This is a genomic window from Nitrosomonas oligotropha, assembly GCF_900106555.1.
Lineage (GTDB): Bacteria > Pseudomonadota > Gammaproteobacteria > Burkholderiales > Nitrosomonadaceae > Nitrosomonas > Nitrosomonas oligotropha_A.
In genome coordinates, this window is the sequence record NZ_FNOE01000026.1 from 23215 (window position 1) to 40732 (window position 17518).

18 protein-coding genes and 1 pseudogene are annotated in these 17518 nt (G+C 47.8%); 13 read left to right on the forward strand and 6 right to left on the reverse strand.

The window, feature by feature from the left end:
* Positions 1 to 3: 3 nt before the first annotated feature.
* The 11 genes from ccmD to BLU57_RS12395 all read left to right on the forward strand — a co-directional run bounded on the left by ccmD (position 4) and on the right by BLU57_RS12395 (position 9129).
* A complete protein-coding gene (ccmD, locus tag BLU57_RS12340; protein WP_256206281.1) occupies positions 4 to 168 on the forward strand; it encodes a heme exporter protein CcmD in 165 nt (54 codons plus the stop codon).
* Positions 152 to 601: a cytochrome c maturation protein CcmE gene (gene ccmE / locus BLU57_RS12345; RefSeq protein WP_090321348.1), complete on the forward strand. Its 450-nt coding sequence runs from the start codon at positions 152 to 154 to the stop codon at positions 599 to 601. Before ccmD ends, ccmE begins: the two co-directional genes overlap by 17 nt.
* 81 nt (positions 602 to 682) lie before the next feature.
* On the forward strand, positions 683 to 2740 hold the full coding sequence (locus BLU57_RS12350; RefSeq protein ID WP_090321351.1) for a heme lyase CcmF/NrfE family subunit: 2058 nt from the start codon (positions 683 to 685) through the stop codon (positions 2738 to 2740).
* Positions 2737 to 3267: a DsbE family thiol:disulfide interchange protein gene (locus BLU57_RS12355; protein WP_090321354.1), complete on the forward strand. Its 531-nt coding sequence runs from the start codon at positions 2737 to 2739 to the stop codon at positions 3265 to 3267. The genes BLU57_RS12350 and BLU57_RS12355 overlap by 4 nt, the downstream gene beginning before the upstream one ends.
* 40 nt (positions 3268 to 3307) lie before the next feature.
* Positions 3308 to 3808, forward strand: coding sequence for a cytochrome c-type biogenesis protein (locus BLU57_RS12360; RefSeq protein WP_090321357.1), 501 nt, complete (start codon positions 3308 to 3310; stop codon positions 3806 to 3808).
* Complete coding sequence (ccmI, locus tag BLU57_RS12365; RefSeq protein ID WP_090321359.1) at positions 3805 to 5136, forward strand: c-type cytochrome biogenesis protein CcmI; 1332 nt, start codon at positions 3805 to 3807, stop codon at positions 5134 to 5136. Before BLU57_RS12360 ends, ccmI begins: the two co-directional genes overlap by 4 nt.
* Before the next feature lie 3 nt (positions 5137 to 5139).
* Complete coding sequence (locus BLU57_RS12370; RefSeq protein WP_090321362.1) at positions 5140 to 5607, forward strand: peroxiredoxin; 468 nt, start codon at positions 5140 to 5142, stop codon at positions 5605 to 5607.
* 117 nt (positions 5608 to 5724) lie between these two features.
* The gene (locus tag BLU57_RS12375) at positions 5725 to 7467 is read left to right on the forward strand and encodes a dihydroxyacetone kinase family protein (protein ID WP_090321364.1); all 1743 of its coding nucleotides are present in this window, start codon (positions 5725 to 5727) and stop codon (positions 7465 to 7467) included.
* 73 nt (positions 7468 to 7540) lie between these two features.
* Positions 7541 to 7837, forward strand: coding sequence for a toxin-antitoxin system TumE family protein (locus tag BLU57_RS12380; protein ID WP_090321367.1), 297 nt, complete (start codon positions 7541 to 7543; stop codon positions 7835 to 7837).
* The gene (locus tag BLU57_RS12385; RefSeq protein WP_090321369.1) at positions 7818 to 8165 is read left to right on the forward strand and encodes an HVO_A0114 family putative DNA-binding protein; all 348 of its coding nucleotides are present in this window, start codon (positions 7818 to 7820) and stop codon (positions 8163 to 8165) included. The genes BLU57_RS12380 and BLU57_RS12385 overlap by 20 nt, the downstream gene beginning before the upstream one ends.
* A gap of 553 nt (positions 8166 to 8718) precedes the next feature.
* Positions 8719 to 9129: a restriction endonuclease gene (locus BLU57_RS12395; RefSeq protein WP_256206282.1), complete on the forward strand. Its 411-nt coding sequence runs from the start codon at positions 8719 to 8721 to the stop codon at positions 9127 to 9129.
* Between the two features lie 212 nt (positions 9130 to 9341).
* Here BLU57_RS12395 and BLU57_RS12400 read toward each other — a convergent pair.
* The 6 genes and pseudogenes from BLU57_RS12400 to BLU57_RS12425 form a co-directional block, all read right to left on the reverse strand.
* Positions 9342 to 9602, reverse strand: a pseudogene (locus BLU57_RS12400) (VWA domain-containing protein); the annotation flags it as partial.
* A gap of 204 nt (positions 9603 to 9806) precedes the next feature.
* Positions 9807 to 10517: a hypothetical protein gene (locus tag BLU57_RS12405; protein WP_090321382.1), complete on the reverse strand. Its 711-nt coding sequence runs from the start codon at positions 10515 to 10517 to the stop codon at positions 9807 to 9809.
* Positions 10518 to 10636: 119 nt separating this feature from the next.
* Positions 10637 to 12964 carry a nitric oxide reductase activation protein NorD gene (locus BLU57_RS12410; protein ID WP_090321385.1) on the reverse strand — a complete coding sequence of 776 codons (2328 nt, stop codon included), beginning with the start codon at positions 12962 to 12964 and terminating at the stop codon, positions 10637 to 10639.
* Between the two features lie 53 nt (positions 12965 to 13017).
* Positions 13018 to 13824, reverse strand: coding sequence for a CbbQ/NirQ/NorQ/GpvN family protein (locus BLU57_RS12415; RefSeq protein WP_090321387.1), 807 nt, complete (start codon positions 13822 to 13824; stop codon positions 13018 to 13020).
* Between the two features lie 130 nt (positions 13825 to 13954).
* A complete protein-coding gene (locus BLU57_RS12420; protein WP_090321390.1) occupies positions 13955 to 14311 on the reverse strand; it encodes a ribulose bisphosphate carboxylase small subunit in 357 nt (118 codons plus the stop codon).
* Between the two features lie 79 nt (positions 14312 to 14390).
* A complete protein-coding gene (locus BLU57_RS12425) occupies positions 14391 to 15812 on the reverse strand; it encodes a form I ribulose bisphosphate carboxylase large subunit (protein WP_090321392.1) in 1422 nt (473 codons plus the stop codon).
* Between the two features lie 201 nt (positions 15813 to 16013).
* Here BLU57_RS12425 and BLU57_RS12430 point away from each other — a divergent pair, with 201 nt between their 5' ends.
* Together BLU57_RS12430 and BLU57_RS16910 are read left to right on the forward strand one after the other, a co-directional pair.
* On the forward strand, positions 16014 to 16928 hold the full coding sequence (locus tag BLU57_RS12430) for a LysR family transcriptional regulator (protein ID WP_090321395.1): 915 nt from the start codon (positions 16014 to 16016) through the stop codon (positions 16926 to 16928).
* Between the two features lie 435 nt (positions 16929 to 17363).
* Positions 17364 to 17518: helix-turn-helix domain-containing protein (locus tag BLU57_RS16910; protein ID WP_176776445.1), on the forward strand; the 155-nt coding region annotated here is incomplete at its 3' end.

Consider the following 17518-nt stretch of genomic DNA (forward strand, 5'->3'; position numbering starts at 1 on the left):
TCAATGGGAGGCTATGGACTCTATGTGTGGGGTTCATATGCTGTGACACTTATTTGTATCGTGGGTGAGATTTTATTAATTTCGAGACGCCACCGAACTTTGGAAAAACAATACAGTCTCATTTACGGCATCAATAAAGAAGAGATAAAAAATGAAACCACGTCATAAAAAACTTGTAGTTATAGTATCCGGCGTTGCAGCATTAGGGGTGGCCGCCGTACTCGTATTAAATGCATTTCAAAGTAATCTGGTTTTCTTCTTCAGTCCATCTCAAGTTGTTGCAAAAGAAGCGCCGATTGGAAAAAGTTTCCGGATAGGCGGATTGGTTGAAGAAGGTAGTGTTAAACGTGATGACAGCACGACAACGGTTCGTTTTTCAGTAACGGATACCGCCCAAGCAATACCGGTTGTGTATACCGGCATACTGCCTGATTTATTCAAAGAAGGTAAGGGTGTCGTAGCGCAAGGGAAAATATCCTCGGATGGCATTTTTGTGGCGGATGAAGTGCTGGCAAAGCACGATGAAAACTATATGCCGCCTGAAGCAGCCGAGGCTCTGGAGCAAGCTGCCAAAGCACAAAAGGCATCCTTGATACAATAGAATTTTTCCCGTTTTTTTCTCATTTAGCCTGAGCGCATCATTTCCAAATTCTTAATAACCATTCATTTGTAAGAAAAAATCATGATCCCAGAAATTGGTAATTTTTCTTTAATTCTTGCCTTATTATTAGCCTCTATCCAAGGAACGTTGCCGATTATCGGCGCGGCACGCGGTATTCCCTCGTGGATTGCACTTGCTAGGCCGGTGGTACAAGGGCAATTCGTATTTGTGCTGATTGCATTCGTATGCTTGGCTTACTCCTTCATCAGCAGTGATTTCTCAGTCATGAATGTGGCGAAGAACTCAAATACGGAACTGCCTTTTCATTTCCGCTTGGCAGCGACTTGGGGTTCGCATGAAGGTTCTTTATTATTATGGGTTTTGATGCTGGCGGGCTGGTCAGTTGCGGTCAGCGTCTTTAGTAAGCAATTACCGGATGATATCGTTGCCCGGGTTCTCGGGGTTTTAGGGTTAGTAAGCATCGGTTTTCTGGTGTTTATGTTGTTTACCTCTAACCCATTTGATCGCTTGTTACCTGCCGCCTTTGAAGGGAGCGATTTAAATCCGCTGCTGCAGGACGCCGGTATGGTGATACATCCACCGATGCTGTATATGGGATATGTAGGATTTTCTGTCGCTTTTGCTTTTGCTATCGCGGCATTGTTAAGCGGAAGGTTGGATGCAACTTGGGCGCGTTGGTCGCGACCTTGGACGATTGTCGCATGGGTGTTTCTGACATGTGGAATCATGCTTGGTAGCTGGTGGGCTTATTATGAATTGGGTTGGGGCGGCTGGTGGTTCTGGGATCCGGTCGAAAATGCGTCATTTATGCCGTGGCTGGTTGGTACAGCTCTGGTTCACTCACTGGCGGTTACCGAGAAACGCGGTAGTTTCAAAAGCTGGACTGTTTTACTGGCGATTTCCGCATTTGCTTTAAGTTTATTAGGAACATTCCTGGTACGATCAGGAGTTTTAACTTCGGTTCATGCCTTCGCGACAGATCCTTCACGCGGGGTATTTATTCTGGCTTTCTTGTTTATCGTCATCAGCAGCTCGCTGGTATTGTTTGCATGGCGGGCACCGAAAGTTGGCTTAGGTGGAAAGTTCGATTTACTCTCGCGTGAATCCATGCTGCTGGCTAACAACATCCTGTTACTGGTCGCAGCGGCAAGTGTTTTGCTGGGAACACTTTATCCATTGATTATCGATGCATTAGGGCTGGGTAAATTATCGGTAGGTCCTCCTTATTTTGAGGCGATTTTTGTGCCTGTGATGACCCCGGCAATTTTTCTGATCGGTGTTGGCCCTATTTCGCGCTGGAAACAAATGAGCTTGCCGACATTGGCAATCCGTTTGCGCTGGGCGTTTGCCGTAAGTGTGGTTTCTGCTTTGATCGCGCCATATTATATGGGTGAATGGAAACCGATGATTAGCTTCGGTTTATTACTGGCCTTCTGGATCATAGTATGTGCATTTGTGAATTTGAAACACCGCGTTAGTAATAGCGGTGAAGGCAATTTATTCACCAAGTTAGCCAGACAATCAAGAAGTTATTACGGTATGCACTGTGCACATATTGGTGTGGCTGTATTCATTATTGGTGTTACTTTGGTGAATGGTTACGAAACCGAGAAAGATGTGCGTATGGAGATTGGCAGTAAAGTTACGGTCGGCGGCTATACTTTTCAGTTTAACGGCACCCGTAATGATGTAGGGCCTAACTATAAAGCAGTGATCGGTGATATTGCTGTCATTAAGGATGAGCAATTTGTTCGTAATATGTATCCGGAAAAGCGTACTTATAACGCATCCGGTATGGCAATGACCGAAGCAGCGATCGATACCGGCTTTTTGCGCGATCTTTATGTGGCTTTAGGTGAGCCGTTAACTAATGGCGCCTGGGTGGTTCGGGTTTATCATAAGCCTTTTGTCGATTGGATTTGGTTAGGGTGTCTATTAATGGCTATCGGTGGTATTACCTCAATCACTGATCGTCGTTATCGCCTGAAAATCACCAAAAAAGGCGCTGCCAAAGTTGATGAAGAAAAAGAGCCTGAAAGTGCAGTGGTGGAATCTCCAGTGGCTGTTGCCCCATCCGTGAATAAAGTTGAATTAGCAACGGAAACAACCAAAGTATGATGCGCTATTTACTTCCACTATTTGCTTTCATGGTGCTGGCAGCATTCTTGCTGGTCGGTTTGACATTGAATCCACGGCAAGTGCCTTCGCCGTTGATAGACAAGCCAGCACCGAAGTTTCAGTTAAATCATTTGCATCAACCTGATCAGATAATGTCGTCGGATGAAAATCTGGGTAAGGTTTGGATGTTGAATGTATGGGCATCTTGGTGTGTTGCGTGTCGTGATGAACATCCTCTGTTAGTACAGCTGGCAAGAACAGGGATTGTTCCTATCTATGGCCTCAATTACAAAGATGAACGTAATACTGCCTTGCAATGGTTAAAACGCTATGGTGATCCTTACGCTATTAGTATCGTCGATTCTGACGGCAAGGTTGGGATCGATTATGGTGTTTATGGTGTTCCTGAGACTTATGTGATTGATAAAAAAGGTATCATACGACATAAACAGATCGGACCAGTCACGGTGGATTCACTTGAAAAAACCATTATTCCACTCATCAAAGAACTGCAGCAACAAGCATAAGCAGACTGTACGAATCACATAAATAAAGGTTGGTTTTGTCATGGTACGTCAATTTAATGGTGTAATGAAAGCTGCAGCGTTTGTTTTAGTTCTATTTCTGCTTATTCCATTAACCGGGTGGTCGAAAGAAGCAGTGCCTGTCGCGGAAAATCCCGAAGTCGAAAAAAGGATGCTGCTGCTGACGGAAAATTTGCGTTGCTTGGTTTGTCAAAATGAGACCATTGCGGATTCCCGCGCGGATTTTTCTAACGATATCAGACGTGAAATTCGTGAGCAGATAAAAGCAAATAAAACCGATCCGGAAATTATCCAGTTTCTGGTAGATCGGTACGGAGATTTTGTTCTTTATGATCCCCCCATCAAACCCACCACATTCTTGCTATGGTTTGGTCCGGTCATTTTATTTGTGCTTGGATTGGGTTCACTGATTGTGTATTTAAGACGCCGGCGTTTACAGATAGAAGATGTGTCGCTTTCACAAGCCCAGCTTGAAGAAGCGGAAGCATTACTGAATGAAGATAAAAAAGGTAAAAACGTATGACGGCTTTTTGGATTATTTCTGGGATTTTTATTGTTGCCGCTCTGTTGTTCATTATTCCAACATTATTGCGGAGCAGGGACAATCAGCTTAAAAATTTGGAGCACGATGCTGTTAACATTACCGTGTACCGCGATCAAATTGCAGAACTTGATCGTGACTTGGAAAACGATATTCTCAGCCGGGAACAGTACGACAGAAGTAAACAGGAACTACAGCAGCGGATGCTGCAGGATGTGACTGAGCGCAATAAATTGGTAATAGGGAAAAATAAGAAAATCCGCAATATCGTGCTGTCGACTTTTATTGCATTGACGCTGCCATTGGCGGCTATCAGTTTGTATCTTGTGATCGGTGATACGCGTGGTTTGTTGCCGCAAGCGCAACTTGCCAATGCAACCCAGCAAATGAATCGGGATGGCGGAGGCGCTCCGGCAGGTCATGATAATTTCTCATCTGTATTGGAGAATTTGATTACGCGATTGAATAACAATCCGGAAGACATCGAAGGTTGGATTATGCTCGGTCGCACCTATGCGATCATGGGGCGGTATGCAGAAGCTGGCAATACCTATGCTAAGTTGGTGGAGCTGATACCCGACAGTCCACAGATACTGAGTGACTACGCTGATGTTTTGGCCATGAAAAATCAAGGCAATTTATCGGGAAAACCGGCCGAGTTGATTCATGAAGCATTACGCATTGATCCGAAATATCCTAAAGCACTGGCTTTAGCGGGTACAGCTGAATTTGAACAAGAAAGATATGCGCAAGCCGCGGAGTACTGGGAAAAATTACTAGAAGGAATTCCTGCGGATTCTCCATTAGCCCAATCAGTGAAGGAAAGTATCGCTGAAGCTAAATTACTCGCTTCAGGTGGCAAACCCGCTGCGCCGGAACAACCAGTTAAAGTTGTAGAATCGAAACAAGAAGCCAATCCACAATCTGTGGAAAAAACTGCGAGTTCGGATTCCCCTGCGGCAACATCGCTTTCAGTGTCCGGTCAGGTAACGATTAGTAGTGATATGGCAGCGAAAGTCTCGGCAAATGACACTTTGTTTATTTATGCTCGAGCCAAATCAGGGCCGAAAATGCCACTGGCCATTTTGCGGTTGAAAGCAAGCGATCTTCCGGCCACGTTCACGCTGACGGATGATATGGCGATGACACCAACCATGAAAATGTCGAGCTTTCCGGAAGTCGTGATCGAAGCTAGAGTCTCGAAATCCGGCCAGGCTTTCACTGCCAGCGGGGATTTGCAAGGATTTAGCGAACCGGTCAAGCTCGGTCACAATAATATAGCGATCGTGATCAATAAACAGGTGCCATAAAAAATGCTCGCAATCAATCATCCGGTTGAAGATTTTTCCTTACCCTCGACTGATAATGCGACATTCTCATTATCAGCTAATGTGGGTAAGCATCTGATTATTTATTTCTATCCCAAAGATGATACGCCCGGATGTACCCTGGAAGGCCAGGATTTTCGTGATCACCTACCTGAGTTTACGAAGGAAAATTGCATCGTTGTAGGTGTTTCACGTGACAATCTCAAATCACACCAGTGTTTCAAGGCAAAAATGCAGTTTCCCTTTGAACTACTGAGTGACGAAAACGAAATAGTCTGCAACCTGTTTGGCGTCATGAAAATGAAAAATATGTACGGCAAGCAAGTTCTCGGCATCGAACGCAGTACGTTTGTGATCGATGTGCAAGGCATATTAAGAAAAGAGTGGCGCGGTGTGAAAGTGCCCGGTCACGTTCAAGAAGTTCTGGATTTTGTCACTACGCTCAATCAGTAGTCTTTCTCGTCAATAATAGAAGCTATTATCACTGCATCTTCCATTTTTATTCCTGAGTAATTGTTTTGCGTTTTATGATTTGCCAGGATCATTTCTAATGAAAATGGCACGACATAAATGACTTATTTATTCAATAATCCCACGCAGTTTGCCGACGAACTGGTCGAAGGATTTGCCGCCGCACACCGGAATACAATACAACGTGTCAATGGCGGCGTAATTCGCCGCTACAAAGCCAAACCTGGCCAAGCGGTTGTGGTTATTGGCGGCGGATCGGGTCATTATCCCGCTTTTGGCGGGTTTGTCGGTCAAGGATTAGCACACGGTGCCGCGTTGGGTAATGTTTTTGCCGCACCATCGGCACAGCAAATCTGTCAAATTGCACAAGCGGTAGATGTGGGCGGTGGAATTTTGTTTTGCTATGCCAATTACGCCGGTGACGTACTCAACTTCGAGCAAGCGCAAGCACAGCTCCGCGCGCAAGGTATCGATGTGCGCTCGGTGGTGGTGACTGATGACATCGCATCGGCTGCAGTTGTTGAGCAGCATAAGCGCCGAGGTATTGCCGGTACTTTGCCGGTATTCAAAGCCGCCGCTGTTGCCGCCGATGTGGGCAAGCCGCTTGATGAAGTGGTTCGTATTGCTACAGAAGCCAAAGATCGTGTGCGTTCGCTGGGTGTCGCCTTTTCCGGTTGTACTTTGCCAGGTGCTAATAAACCTCTGTTTGAAGTTGCCGATGGGAAAATTGAGGTCGGCATGGGCATTCACGGCGAGCCCGGTTTGTATCGCGTCGATGCGCCTTCTGCTGATGGATTGGCGGAAATGCTGGTGGAGAAATTGCTCGCCGAAATTCCGTTGTCGATTGGTAGTCTTTCCGGTACACGTGTGGGCGTGATCCTGAACGGTCTAGGTGCAGTGAAGTACGAAGAACTATTTGTTATTTACCGCAAAATTGACCAGTTGCTAACCCAGGACGGACTGATCATTGTCGAACCCGTGGTGGATGAATTGATTACCAGCTTCGACATGGCAGGCGTTTCACTGACGTTGTACTGGCTTAACGATGAACTCGAACAGACCTGGATTGCGGCAGCGGATACACCCGCGTTTCACCGTGGCAATATCGCACCGGCCGTTCAATCCGAAGAAAATATCGCAGTAGCCGTTCAGCCTTCCCATGATAAGCAACCGTTGAAAATCGGATCGGCTGATTCACAAGCTGCTGCAAAAGTAGTGTTAGCCGCACTTGAAGCGGCCCGGGATGCGATTGAACTGCAACAGGAAGTGCTCGGCCGTTTGGATGCTATTGCGGGAGACGGCGATCACGGCATCGGCATGCAGCGCGGACTTACCGCGGCTGTTGAAGCAGCCAGAGCGGCATTGGATGCCCAAGCCGGTGCAGGCACCGTGCTGACAGCAGCCGGAGATGCTTGGTCCGACCGGGCAGGGGGCACATCGGGAGCGTTGTGGGGTGTGATTCTACGCAATTTAGGCAATGCACTGAGGGACGAAGCAAAACCGGATGCTGCAACAGTTGCAATCGGCGTGGCCGCAGCACTCGATGCGGTAAGCAACCTAGGCAAGGCGCAACCCGGCGACAAGACGCTGGTCGACGTGCTGCATCCATTCGCACAAGCATTGGCTGCCGGTGCAGCCCAGAATCTAACGGTTGCAGCTGCCTGGACAATGGCCGCTCATATTGCCGATGAAGCCGCGCAAGCCACCCGGAATCTAATGCCGCGAATCGGCCGCGCCCGCCCGCATGCGGAAAAAAGTATCGGCACGCCGGATCCGGGTGCTGTTTCGATGGCGTTGATTATTCGTGCGGCGGATAAAATCGTTAGAAAGCATTGCCTATAATTTGTTATACCAAATTCTTGCTTCTGTGTTGGATTGATTGACAACATCTGTGTGTGTTGTCATAATTCCCAACATGAAGCCTATCGAGCTATTGCGACAGCGCATTGTGTTTTCCGAGAATCAATTTGCCGAGCTTGTACTTTGGCGGCTTGCACAACCGGTAATGGAATCCAAACATTCGTTCAAGTATCGGCTTGCCTACGTGGTAAATGGGAGGTGCGTGCTGCGCTATGACAATGAAGCTGGAAAAGGCGATCACTGTCATCGGGACAATCAGGAAATCAAATACGAATTTACAACTCCGGAGCAATTGCTGGCCGATTTTCAACAAGATATTGAGAGGTGGAATCATGAAAACAGTTGTTCTTGATGTACGCAATCCGAAGGAAGCAATGACCGGTTTCTCGCGTGCCTGGCATTTGGATCAAGCACAGGAAACAGATCATATCAGCTTCGCGTCGCCCGAATTATTGTGGAAAGTGTTGACCGCGAAACGCTGGGAACTCCTGAAAGCGCTTTGCGGCGCGGGCCCCATATCCATTCGCGAAGCCGCGCGGCGGGTGGCGCGCGACGTTAAAGGCGTGCACGGTGACGTGACGGCATTGCTGGAAGCGGGATTGCTTAATCGTACCGAAAGCGGCGCGATTGAATTTCCGTATGAAGCGATTAAGGTGGAGTTTTTATTGCAGGCGGCCTGATGGGGATATTGGAGTTCCTGGTAATTGATGCGCCTTCTGTTGTCGGCGCATCTTACCGTGCTGATTGAATCTCGGATGGACACCATTGGACAAGATTGATGCGCCTTCTGGCGGCGGCACATCCTACCGTGCTCATCTCACAATCTTGCTTTTTCTCTTTGCAAGGAGTGATGTCAAGATGCCACCTCTTGCTTCTGTTGTGTTTTTTTAAATAAAGAATTCAAGTACAATACAACGGCCAATAACAAATAAGCGAGTACAAGGTAATGCCTGGTGATGATGCTCTCAGCAATTGGGAGGAAGAACTTCTGGTAGAAGTAGCGAACTCCGAGTGCTGGTGTGAAGAAGGAAGTCAAGCCCCAGATTCTTTAGTTGAGAAAGGCTATGTTGATCGCGATTCCTGGGACCCAGGCGAGGGTTTATGGGTTCACGAATATACAATTAACACTAAAGGTCGCCAGTATTTAGAAAGAAGCAACTCGCAATTGCAACAAGCGACATCAATGCGGAACTGATTGCGTTTCTCTCAAGACACCCTAAGCTCTTATATGAAATTGACCCTTATAAATTTGAAGAAATAGTAGCTTCAATCCTTGAAGATATGGGCTACTCCGTCCATGTTACGCCACGAACAAGAGATGGAGGCCGAGATATACTGGCAGTCTTTAAGCTACCGGTTGGCGAAATTCTTACAGTTGTAGATTGCAAAAGATATTCTTCTTCACGAAAAATTGGCCCAGATTTAGTGCAGCGGCTGCTTTGGGTTGCTGAAAACAACGATAGAGCATCGAGAGCGATGATTGCAACAACTACTTTCTTTACTTCGGGTGCTAGAGAAATAGAAGACAAATATCGATGGAAACTCACTCTTTCGGATTTTGATCAAATATCTTCTTGGCTTACAAGATATGGCTGTTGGAAAAATGATCAAGAATCCGGGCTGTGGGTTCCGTTGCAAAGATAACGGCCTGAGGTGCCATACAAAGAATCCTGGGGTCACATCTTGACATAATACAAATGGACCGATCGAACCAGGAGGATCAGGCTTTACAATTGACGTTTTCATTTATCCTTTCAATTGCTTGATCACTCGCCCGCAGTTTATAAATTGGACTAACAAAGGAAGCCTGACATTTGCCGTTCCCGATAAAACGACTGCAATCCTCCATAATCTCCCTACCTCGTCAATCCCGCATACAACACCGGCAATTTCTCCGGCGGCCGTTCCACATGATCCACGACCAGATAGTTGCGTTCGCCGAATATCCTTGACACGTATTGATCGGCGCGCGGATCGAGGCTCATGCAGTAAGTCAGGATGCCGGAGCGACCAGCTTCTTCCACCGCTTTCTTGGTGTCGTGACGAAGGTATTGCGGATCGCGCACGTCGACATCTGCCGGTTTACCTGCGGTAATCACCAGCAGCAGTTTTTCGCCAATTTTTGTAATTTTATGATCGGCTGAAGCCACCAAAAATCTCACCCCAAAAATAGTGCGCGCATGCGGAAAAGTATCGACACACCGAATCCGGGTGCTGTTTCGATGGCGTTGATTGTTGATGCCGCATGTAAAAAAATCATTAGAGCGGATTGGTGCGCCTTCTGGCGTCGGCGCACTCTACCGTAGGTTTATAGTTGATTATTATTGCTTGATCAGGGTAAGTTTTTTGGCTCCGGAAAAAGTTGATGCGGAGGTATTCACTTGTTCAATTGTCAGCGTGCTGCCTATTTGCTGTGCTCTGACAGTCGCTCCTGCTGAGCTTATTTCCGTACCGTATGCATAGGTCAGGGAGGTGCGTGTTTCAAAACCGCTACCTTCTTTTGAAAAACCTGAACTGATGATACTGTTGTTAGCTGCAGGGCCAGTTTGCCAGCTGTATGAAGTGACACCCGCCGGACAGCCGGTTCCGCTGGACGTAATGGTCAATATGTAAGTGCGGCGGCCATCTGCTCCGATCGATGGGGCTTCTAGCGAGAAAAAGCATGGAAGTGCTGCGGCTGGTGCGCCTGACACAATACCAGCATATGTACCTGGCAAGAAATTCATTGTGCTGACGGAAGTCGGAGCGACAGGGCCGGTTGATGGTGTTGCAGAAATTAGTTTTGCCCCGAACGAGCCGTCAGCTAACGTGCTGAAATCCATCTCCACATCGTAGTAAACGGTGGTTCCCGCGGATTGCACCGGAATATTAGTCGCACGAATCAAGCGGCCGGCGCCGGAAAGCACTGATTCTGCGAAATCGACCGTTAAGTTTGATCCGGGTATCTCTTCAGGTGCTGCAATGGTTTCTGATATACCTGTGGAGAGTATTAATGCAAATAGGACGGATGGATAAATTTTATTATTTTTCATTGTTATCTCACTTTTTATGTACGTTATTATTTTTAATTTAAAATGCCAATACGGGCGATTTAAATATTTCTAATCGTACCATCAATGCACTGCATAATTGTTTAAAACCTTTAAATTCCTTAACGCGTCAGCCCCGCATATAACACTGGCAGTTTCTCCGGCAACCGCTCCACATGATCCACCACCAGATAATTGCGTTCGCCGAAAATGCGCGACACGTATTGATCCGCACGCGGATCGAGGCTCATGCAGTAGGTGAGGATGCCGGAGCGGCCGGCTTCTTCCACCGCTTTCTTGGTGTCGTGACGAAGGTATTGCGGGTCGCGTACGTCGACATCCGCCGGTTCGCCGTCGGTGATGACCAGCAGCAGTTTTTTCGCCGATTTTTGCAGTTTCAGGTAATGCGTCGCATGGCGCATCGCAGCACCCATACGGGTTGAAAGTTGTCCTGTCATGCCTGCGAGCCGCGCTTTGGGAGTTTCGTCGTAGGGCTGGTCGAAATCCTTGAAGCGGAAATACTCGACGTCGTGCCGTCCGTCGGAACAGAAGCCGTGGATGGCAAACGGGTCGCCGATTTTATTGATGGCGTTGGCGAGCAATACCGTCGCTTGGCGCGTCAGGTCGAGCACGGAGTAGTCATGACCAGCGACTTTGTCGTTGGTCGATTCGGATAAATCGAGCAATACCAGCACTGAGATATCGCGCACTTTGCGCACCGAACGCATCATGATGCGCGGATCGGGTTGCATGCCCATACGAATGTCGATCATTGAGCGGATCGCCGCGTTGATGTCGATTTCATCACCATCTTCGAGCTTACGAATGCGGCGCGTGCCTTGCGGTTGCATCGCATCGAGCAGGAATTTCATGCGAGCGATTTCGCGCTTGTATTGGTTGGCAATATCGTCGATGCATTGCATATCACCCAGTTTTGCGCGTTTTTCCTGCACCGTCGCCCAATCCGGACGTTCCAATTGAATCTGATAATCCCATTCGGAATAGTGATAGGGCGCCGACACCGGTTCCTTGCCTTCCATATCGTTGTACGAGACGCCCATGTCTTCATACGGAAAGAATTCAGTGCCCATGACCCAGATTTCCTCTGCGTCATCACCGGCGGTTTCCACGTCGAGTTCGTTGGCGAATTCCATCACGTTGACGTATTTCCGCACTTGTTTCGGCGCATCGTATCCGGCGGACAACGATTTGTTGAAGTCGAATTCCTCGAATTCCCAGAAATAGCGGTTGTCGTCGCGGTATGGCGCGGTGAGCACGTCGGTGCGCGGGTTGTACGGAATTTTTTTGTCCATGAAACTGTGCGCGAGCTGTACACCGATATCCCAAGACGTCTTGTGGCTATCAAGCTGGTCTTTCGCGGCTTTAAACAGCTTGCGTCCTTCCACGATCCACGGGTCCTTGTCCTTATAATCCGGATCGAGCAGGGCGCGTGCCAGACGGTTGAGGTAATCACCCATTGACGCATTCATATCCGGCGTGGCGCTGTGCAGCACCGACCAGGTGTGACGTAATCCGGGAAAACGGCGAATCGATAATTCTTCGATGCGTGCGTCTTCAATGACGGAAATCACCGCCATTTGCAGCGGGTTCAAACTTTCCGCGGAAATCGGTTGTTTGGTTTCGACCAAATGCGCGGCGGCATGCGCGGCAGCGGCGCGGTAGACTTCGGTCGCCGAAACATCGCCGAACGCATCGTAAGCATCGGGCAGATGGATGAAATAGTGCTCGATGAACGGTTTGTAGCCTTCACGGGTTTCAAAGTCGCCGGAAGTCGGCTTCATAAAGAAATCACGTGCCCACAAGGCGCGTAGATACATATTGATACGCCGTTGCACATCAACGAACAGCGTGCCTTTACGTTCTTTTTGCAATACCGCGAGCGATTCCTTCGATTCCAATCCGAAATAACGAATTTGCTCTTCGTAATCGGTGCGATGCGCGTGCGCGCCCCACATGGCCCAGCGGCGCAGGCCGCCGAGGGTCAGCTGGCCGAATAGAATGTCCAGTTTGCTGAGCATGGGACGCATACCACGCGGTGCCTGGGCGATCAAAGTATTCAGGAATTGCAAGTAATTCTGGAACAACTGTGTATCGCCCAAACGTTTGGCGGCAGTCGGGGCAGTGGCTAACACCAGCTCGATAACAGAGGCAGAAGTTCTTGAGGCAAGGGAAAGGACAGTAGTCGCCAGATCACCGATAATATCTTCACCGATTTCTTTAGCGACTAATGGTGTTTCGTCGATCCAGCAATCCACTAAACTGCGCCCGCGCCCTAATCCGCGAATTGCGGATGCACCTTTCAGATAGTTATCCAATCCACGCGCTGAAAAAGTTTTAGCCGCTTCAGGCCAAGCATGATTGAGCAACTCAATCGATTCTGGCTCCAGATCCTCGAGCAATTCTTTGTAATCGTCCAGATTGATACTCATGGCAGCACCTATTTACGTTTCAGAACAATCAACTTATTTGCGAACAGCCGCTTTTAATTAAAAAACGTGCTGACAGCCGCATCCAGCGCATCGCGCATATCCGGATCGTCAGTGATCGGACGCACCAGAGCTACGCGGCAAGCTGCATGCGCGTCGACTTTTTTAGCGATCAGGCTACCGGCATAAATCAGCATCCGTGTTGAAATCCCTTCATCCAGTCCGTGTCCTTTGAGGTTACGCGCACGTTCCGCGATGGATACCAGTTTTTCGGCGATGTCGACGGTTACACCGGATTCGTGCGCAACGATTTCGCTTTCGATGTCATGACTTGGGTAGTTGAAATCAAGCGCGCCAAACCGTTGTTTGGTCGATTGCTTCAAATCTTTCATCAAACTTTGGTAGCCGGGGTTGTATGAAATCACGATCTGAAAATCCTCGTGCGCTTGAATCAATTCGCCTTTTTTCTCAAGCGGTAATACGCGACGATTATCGGTCAGGGGGTGAATCACGACGGTGGTGTCTTGGCGAGCTTCCACAACTTCGTCAAGATAGCAGATGGCGCCATATCGTGCCGCAACGGCGAGCGGACCGTCTTGCCAGCGCGTACCATTGGCATCCAGCAGAAAACGGCCGACCAGATCGGATGCGGTCATGTCTTCGTTACAAGCAACGGTGATCAGCGGCTTTTTCAGTTTCCATGCCATGTATTCGACAAAGCGCGTTTTGCCGCAGCCGGTCGGGCCTTTTAGCATCATCGGCATGCGTACCGAATAGGCGGCTTCATAGAGTTTCACTTCATCCGCGACGGAATGGTAATAAGGTTCTTTTTTGATGCGATATTGATCAATGATAGTGCTCATGACAGACTCCTATAGAAACAGTCTTTATCGAGATGCCCTCGAGTAATTGCAATCCAAATTCCGGTGAAAAAAAACCCCCTGCCCTAATTAAGGGTGAAGGGGGTCTTGCGGGTTCGAACCCCGTTATTACTTAAACAGTCTTGCCGCGGTATATCACCATGGCAGTGCCTTGAGACTGGTTAAAATTGTTGTAACCAATCAAACGGACATGATTGTTTGGATTCGCTTTATGACACGCAGCAGCTTCTGCCAGTACGCGTTCTACATCAGTTTCACCAAACATAGGCAGTTTCCACATATACCAGTAGGAATCCATAACATACTCAGGTTCGGTATGTTCGATCGCTGGGTTCCAGCCTTTGCTGATTAAATATTCCACTTGTTTCTTGATATCCTTGTCAGCCATTGCAGGCAGATAGGAAAATGTTTCAAATTTACGGCTTGCTGGGTCACTAACACGTGATTTGTAATCGATTACTTCGCTCATTATTTTTCCTTAACTTTAGTGAGATGAAGGAGAAAAGCAGTGCTTAATTATCAGCCTTTCTCCTTTGGCCATGTATTGCTTACTTGTGTGCGATGTCCAGTTTATCAACGGTATCAAACTCGAACTTGATCTCTTTCCATGTTTCCATGGCGATTTTCAGTTCTGGACTGCTTTTCGCTGCCTTGGTCAAGATCGCTTTGCCTTCTTTCTCGATTTCAATACCTTGGTTACGCGCTTCAACGCAAGCTTCCAATGCCACACGGTTAGCAGCAGCGCCAGCAGCATTACCCCATGGGTGACCTAAGGTACCACCACCGAATTGCAAGCAGGCATCATCACCGAAGATTGAAACCAGTGCTGGCATGTGCCAAACGTGAATACCGCCGGAAGCTACTGGGAATACGCCTGGCATGGAGCCCCAGTCTTGGTCGAAGAACAAGCCGCGGCTGCGGTCTTCTTTGATGAATTCATCGCGCATGGTATCGATCCAGCCCAATGTTGCTGCACGATCGCCTTCCAATTTACCAACCACGGTACCGGAGTGCAGGTGATCGCCACCCGATAAACGCAGTACTTTGGTTAAAACGCGGAAATGAATACCATGGTGCGGGTTGCGGTCGAGCACAGCGTGCATTGCACGATGGATGTGCAACAACATACCGTTGTTGCGGCACCAGTTGGCCAGCCCCGTATTGGCTGTTAAACCACCGGTCAAGTAGTCATGCATAATGATCGGCGCGCCCAATTCTTTAGCGAACTCTGCACGTTTGTACATTTCTTCTGGGGTTGGTGCTGTCACGTTCAGGTAGTGACCTTTACGTTCTCCGGTTTCGCGTTCGGCTTTTTGGCAAGCTTCTACCACGAATTCGAAACGATCGCGCCAGCGCATGAACGGTTGGCTGTTAACGTTTTCATCGTCCTTGGTCAGATCCAGACCGCCACGCAGACATTCGTATACGGCACGGCCATAATTTTTAGCAGACAGACCCAGCTTAGGTTTAATGGTGCAACCTAATAGCGCACGGCCATATTTGTTCAAACGATCGCGTTCCACTTGAATACCTGCTGGAGGTCCGCCGCATGTTTTAACGTAAGCAATCGGGAAACGGACATCTTCCAGGCGCAGTGCGCGTAACGCTTTAAAGCCAAACACGTTACCAACCAGCGAGGTCAATACGTTGACTACAGAGCCTTCTTCGAAAAGATCGATTGGGTAAGCTACGAAAGCATAGAAGCAGGTGTCATCGCCAGGTACGTCTTCAATTTTATAAGCACGTCCTTTGTAGTAATCCAGATCGGTCAACAGATCGGTCCATACTGTGGTCCAGGTACCTGTGGAAGATTCTGCTGCTACTGCCGCAGCGACTTCTTCACGTGGCACGCCAGGTTGTGGTGTAATTTTGAAACAAGCCAAAAGATCGGTATCCGATGGCGTGTAATCAGGGGTCCAGTAAGTTTGTCGGTATTCTTTTACACCAGCGTTATATATTTTTACGGCCATAATTTTTCTCCAGTTAAATTCCACTCAACTCCGGCCAACAGTACAGACAGAAACGAGAGGAGATTGCGTTACAAACAACAAACATGACTACTCAAATCTATGGAACGCACTATAGCGCTATTTATCCATAAGAACAAATCAGTAATTTTGATGTTTATAATAAGGTTATACTTATAATAAACTTACTGAGCTGACATATATATGCTGCATCTCACTTTGCGACAACTAAAGGTATTTGAATCGGTAGCCCGGCATTTGAGTTATTCGCGTGCTGCCGAGGAATTGCATTTGACTCAACCTGCTGTTTCCATGCAAATTAAGCAACTGGAAGACAACATTAGTTTGCCACTTTTTGAGCATTTGGGTAAACGGATTTATCTGACCGAGGCAGGGCGCGAGCTGTATCAATACAGCCGAGCAATTTCGCAGCAATTGGCTGACATGGAAGTGGCGCTGGACGAATTAAAAGGCATGGAGCGCGGCAAGTTGAATATCTCGGTGGTAACTACCGCCAATTATTTCGCGCCGCATTTATTGGCCAAGTTCTGTCAGCGCTTTCGCGGTGTAACTGTGAGTTTGAACGTTTCCAACCGGGAAACCGTGCTAAAGCAATTGACCGATAATTTGATCGACCTTGCGATCATGGGGCAACCGCCCGAGAATCTCGATATCGATAGCGAATCTTTCATGGAGAATCCACTGGTAGTTGTAGCTCCGCCTAATCATCCCTTATGCCAGGAGCACAATATTCCGGTTAAGCGCTTAGCGAATGAGACTTTTCTCGTGCGTGAATCGGGTTCGGGAACACGCAGTGCGATGGAGCGTTTTTTTGCCGCGCATAAAATCAACATTAATAAAGGGATGGAAACGGATACCACGGAAGCGATCAAACAAGCGGTTCAGGCGGGTATGGGCTTGGGTATCATGTCGCAGCATACCGCAGAATTGGAGCTGGAGACCGGCCGCTTAAAAATCCTTGAAGTGCAAGGCTTTCCGATTATCCGCTACTGGCATGTCGTCAATAGGAAAAATAAGCGCTTATCGAGTGTTGCCAATGCTTTCAGAGAATTTTTATTGAAAGAGGCGGCTAAATTGATGGATGAATCGAAGAATTAATACTGGTATTGATAAGGGTTAATTTCTAGCTTACTATGCAACCCAAGAATATGATTACATTCTTGGGTTGAGATACTTAAATGCCTGATCTTAATCGCTGCGATGAAAAACAATCGGACAACATTCATTCAACTGAATTGAATGTTTATCTGGAATGCGGAGTGGTTGCCCTATTCATTTTATTGATCGATCTTGCTACTCCGCTCGGTATTGCCAACGGTATTCTGTATGTGATTGTTGTACTGATTTCTTTAAGATCTCCCGAGAAACGCTTCACCCTCATCATTGCAGTCATCTGCACACTATTGGTCGGCATCGGTTATCTAGGTTCACCACTCAGTGAAATTCCGCTCTATCAAGTTTTTGCCAATCGTTTTCTGGCATTATTTGTAAGAATTCCTAGCGTTGTTTACAGTATTCAGGAGAATACTGTAGATGAAGATACACAAACGCACTTGCTTAACATTATTGGATCGTCAGGAAATTTGGCGGCTTTATCAAACCCGGTTGTGGAAGGTAGTTCAGCTGGCAGAACACTTCCACGTCAGCCGCCCAACGATTTATGACGTACTGAAACGAGCCAGGCTACA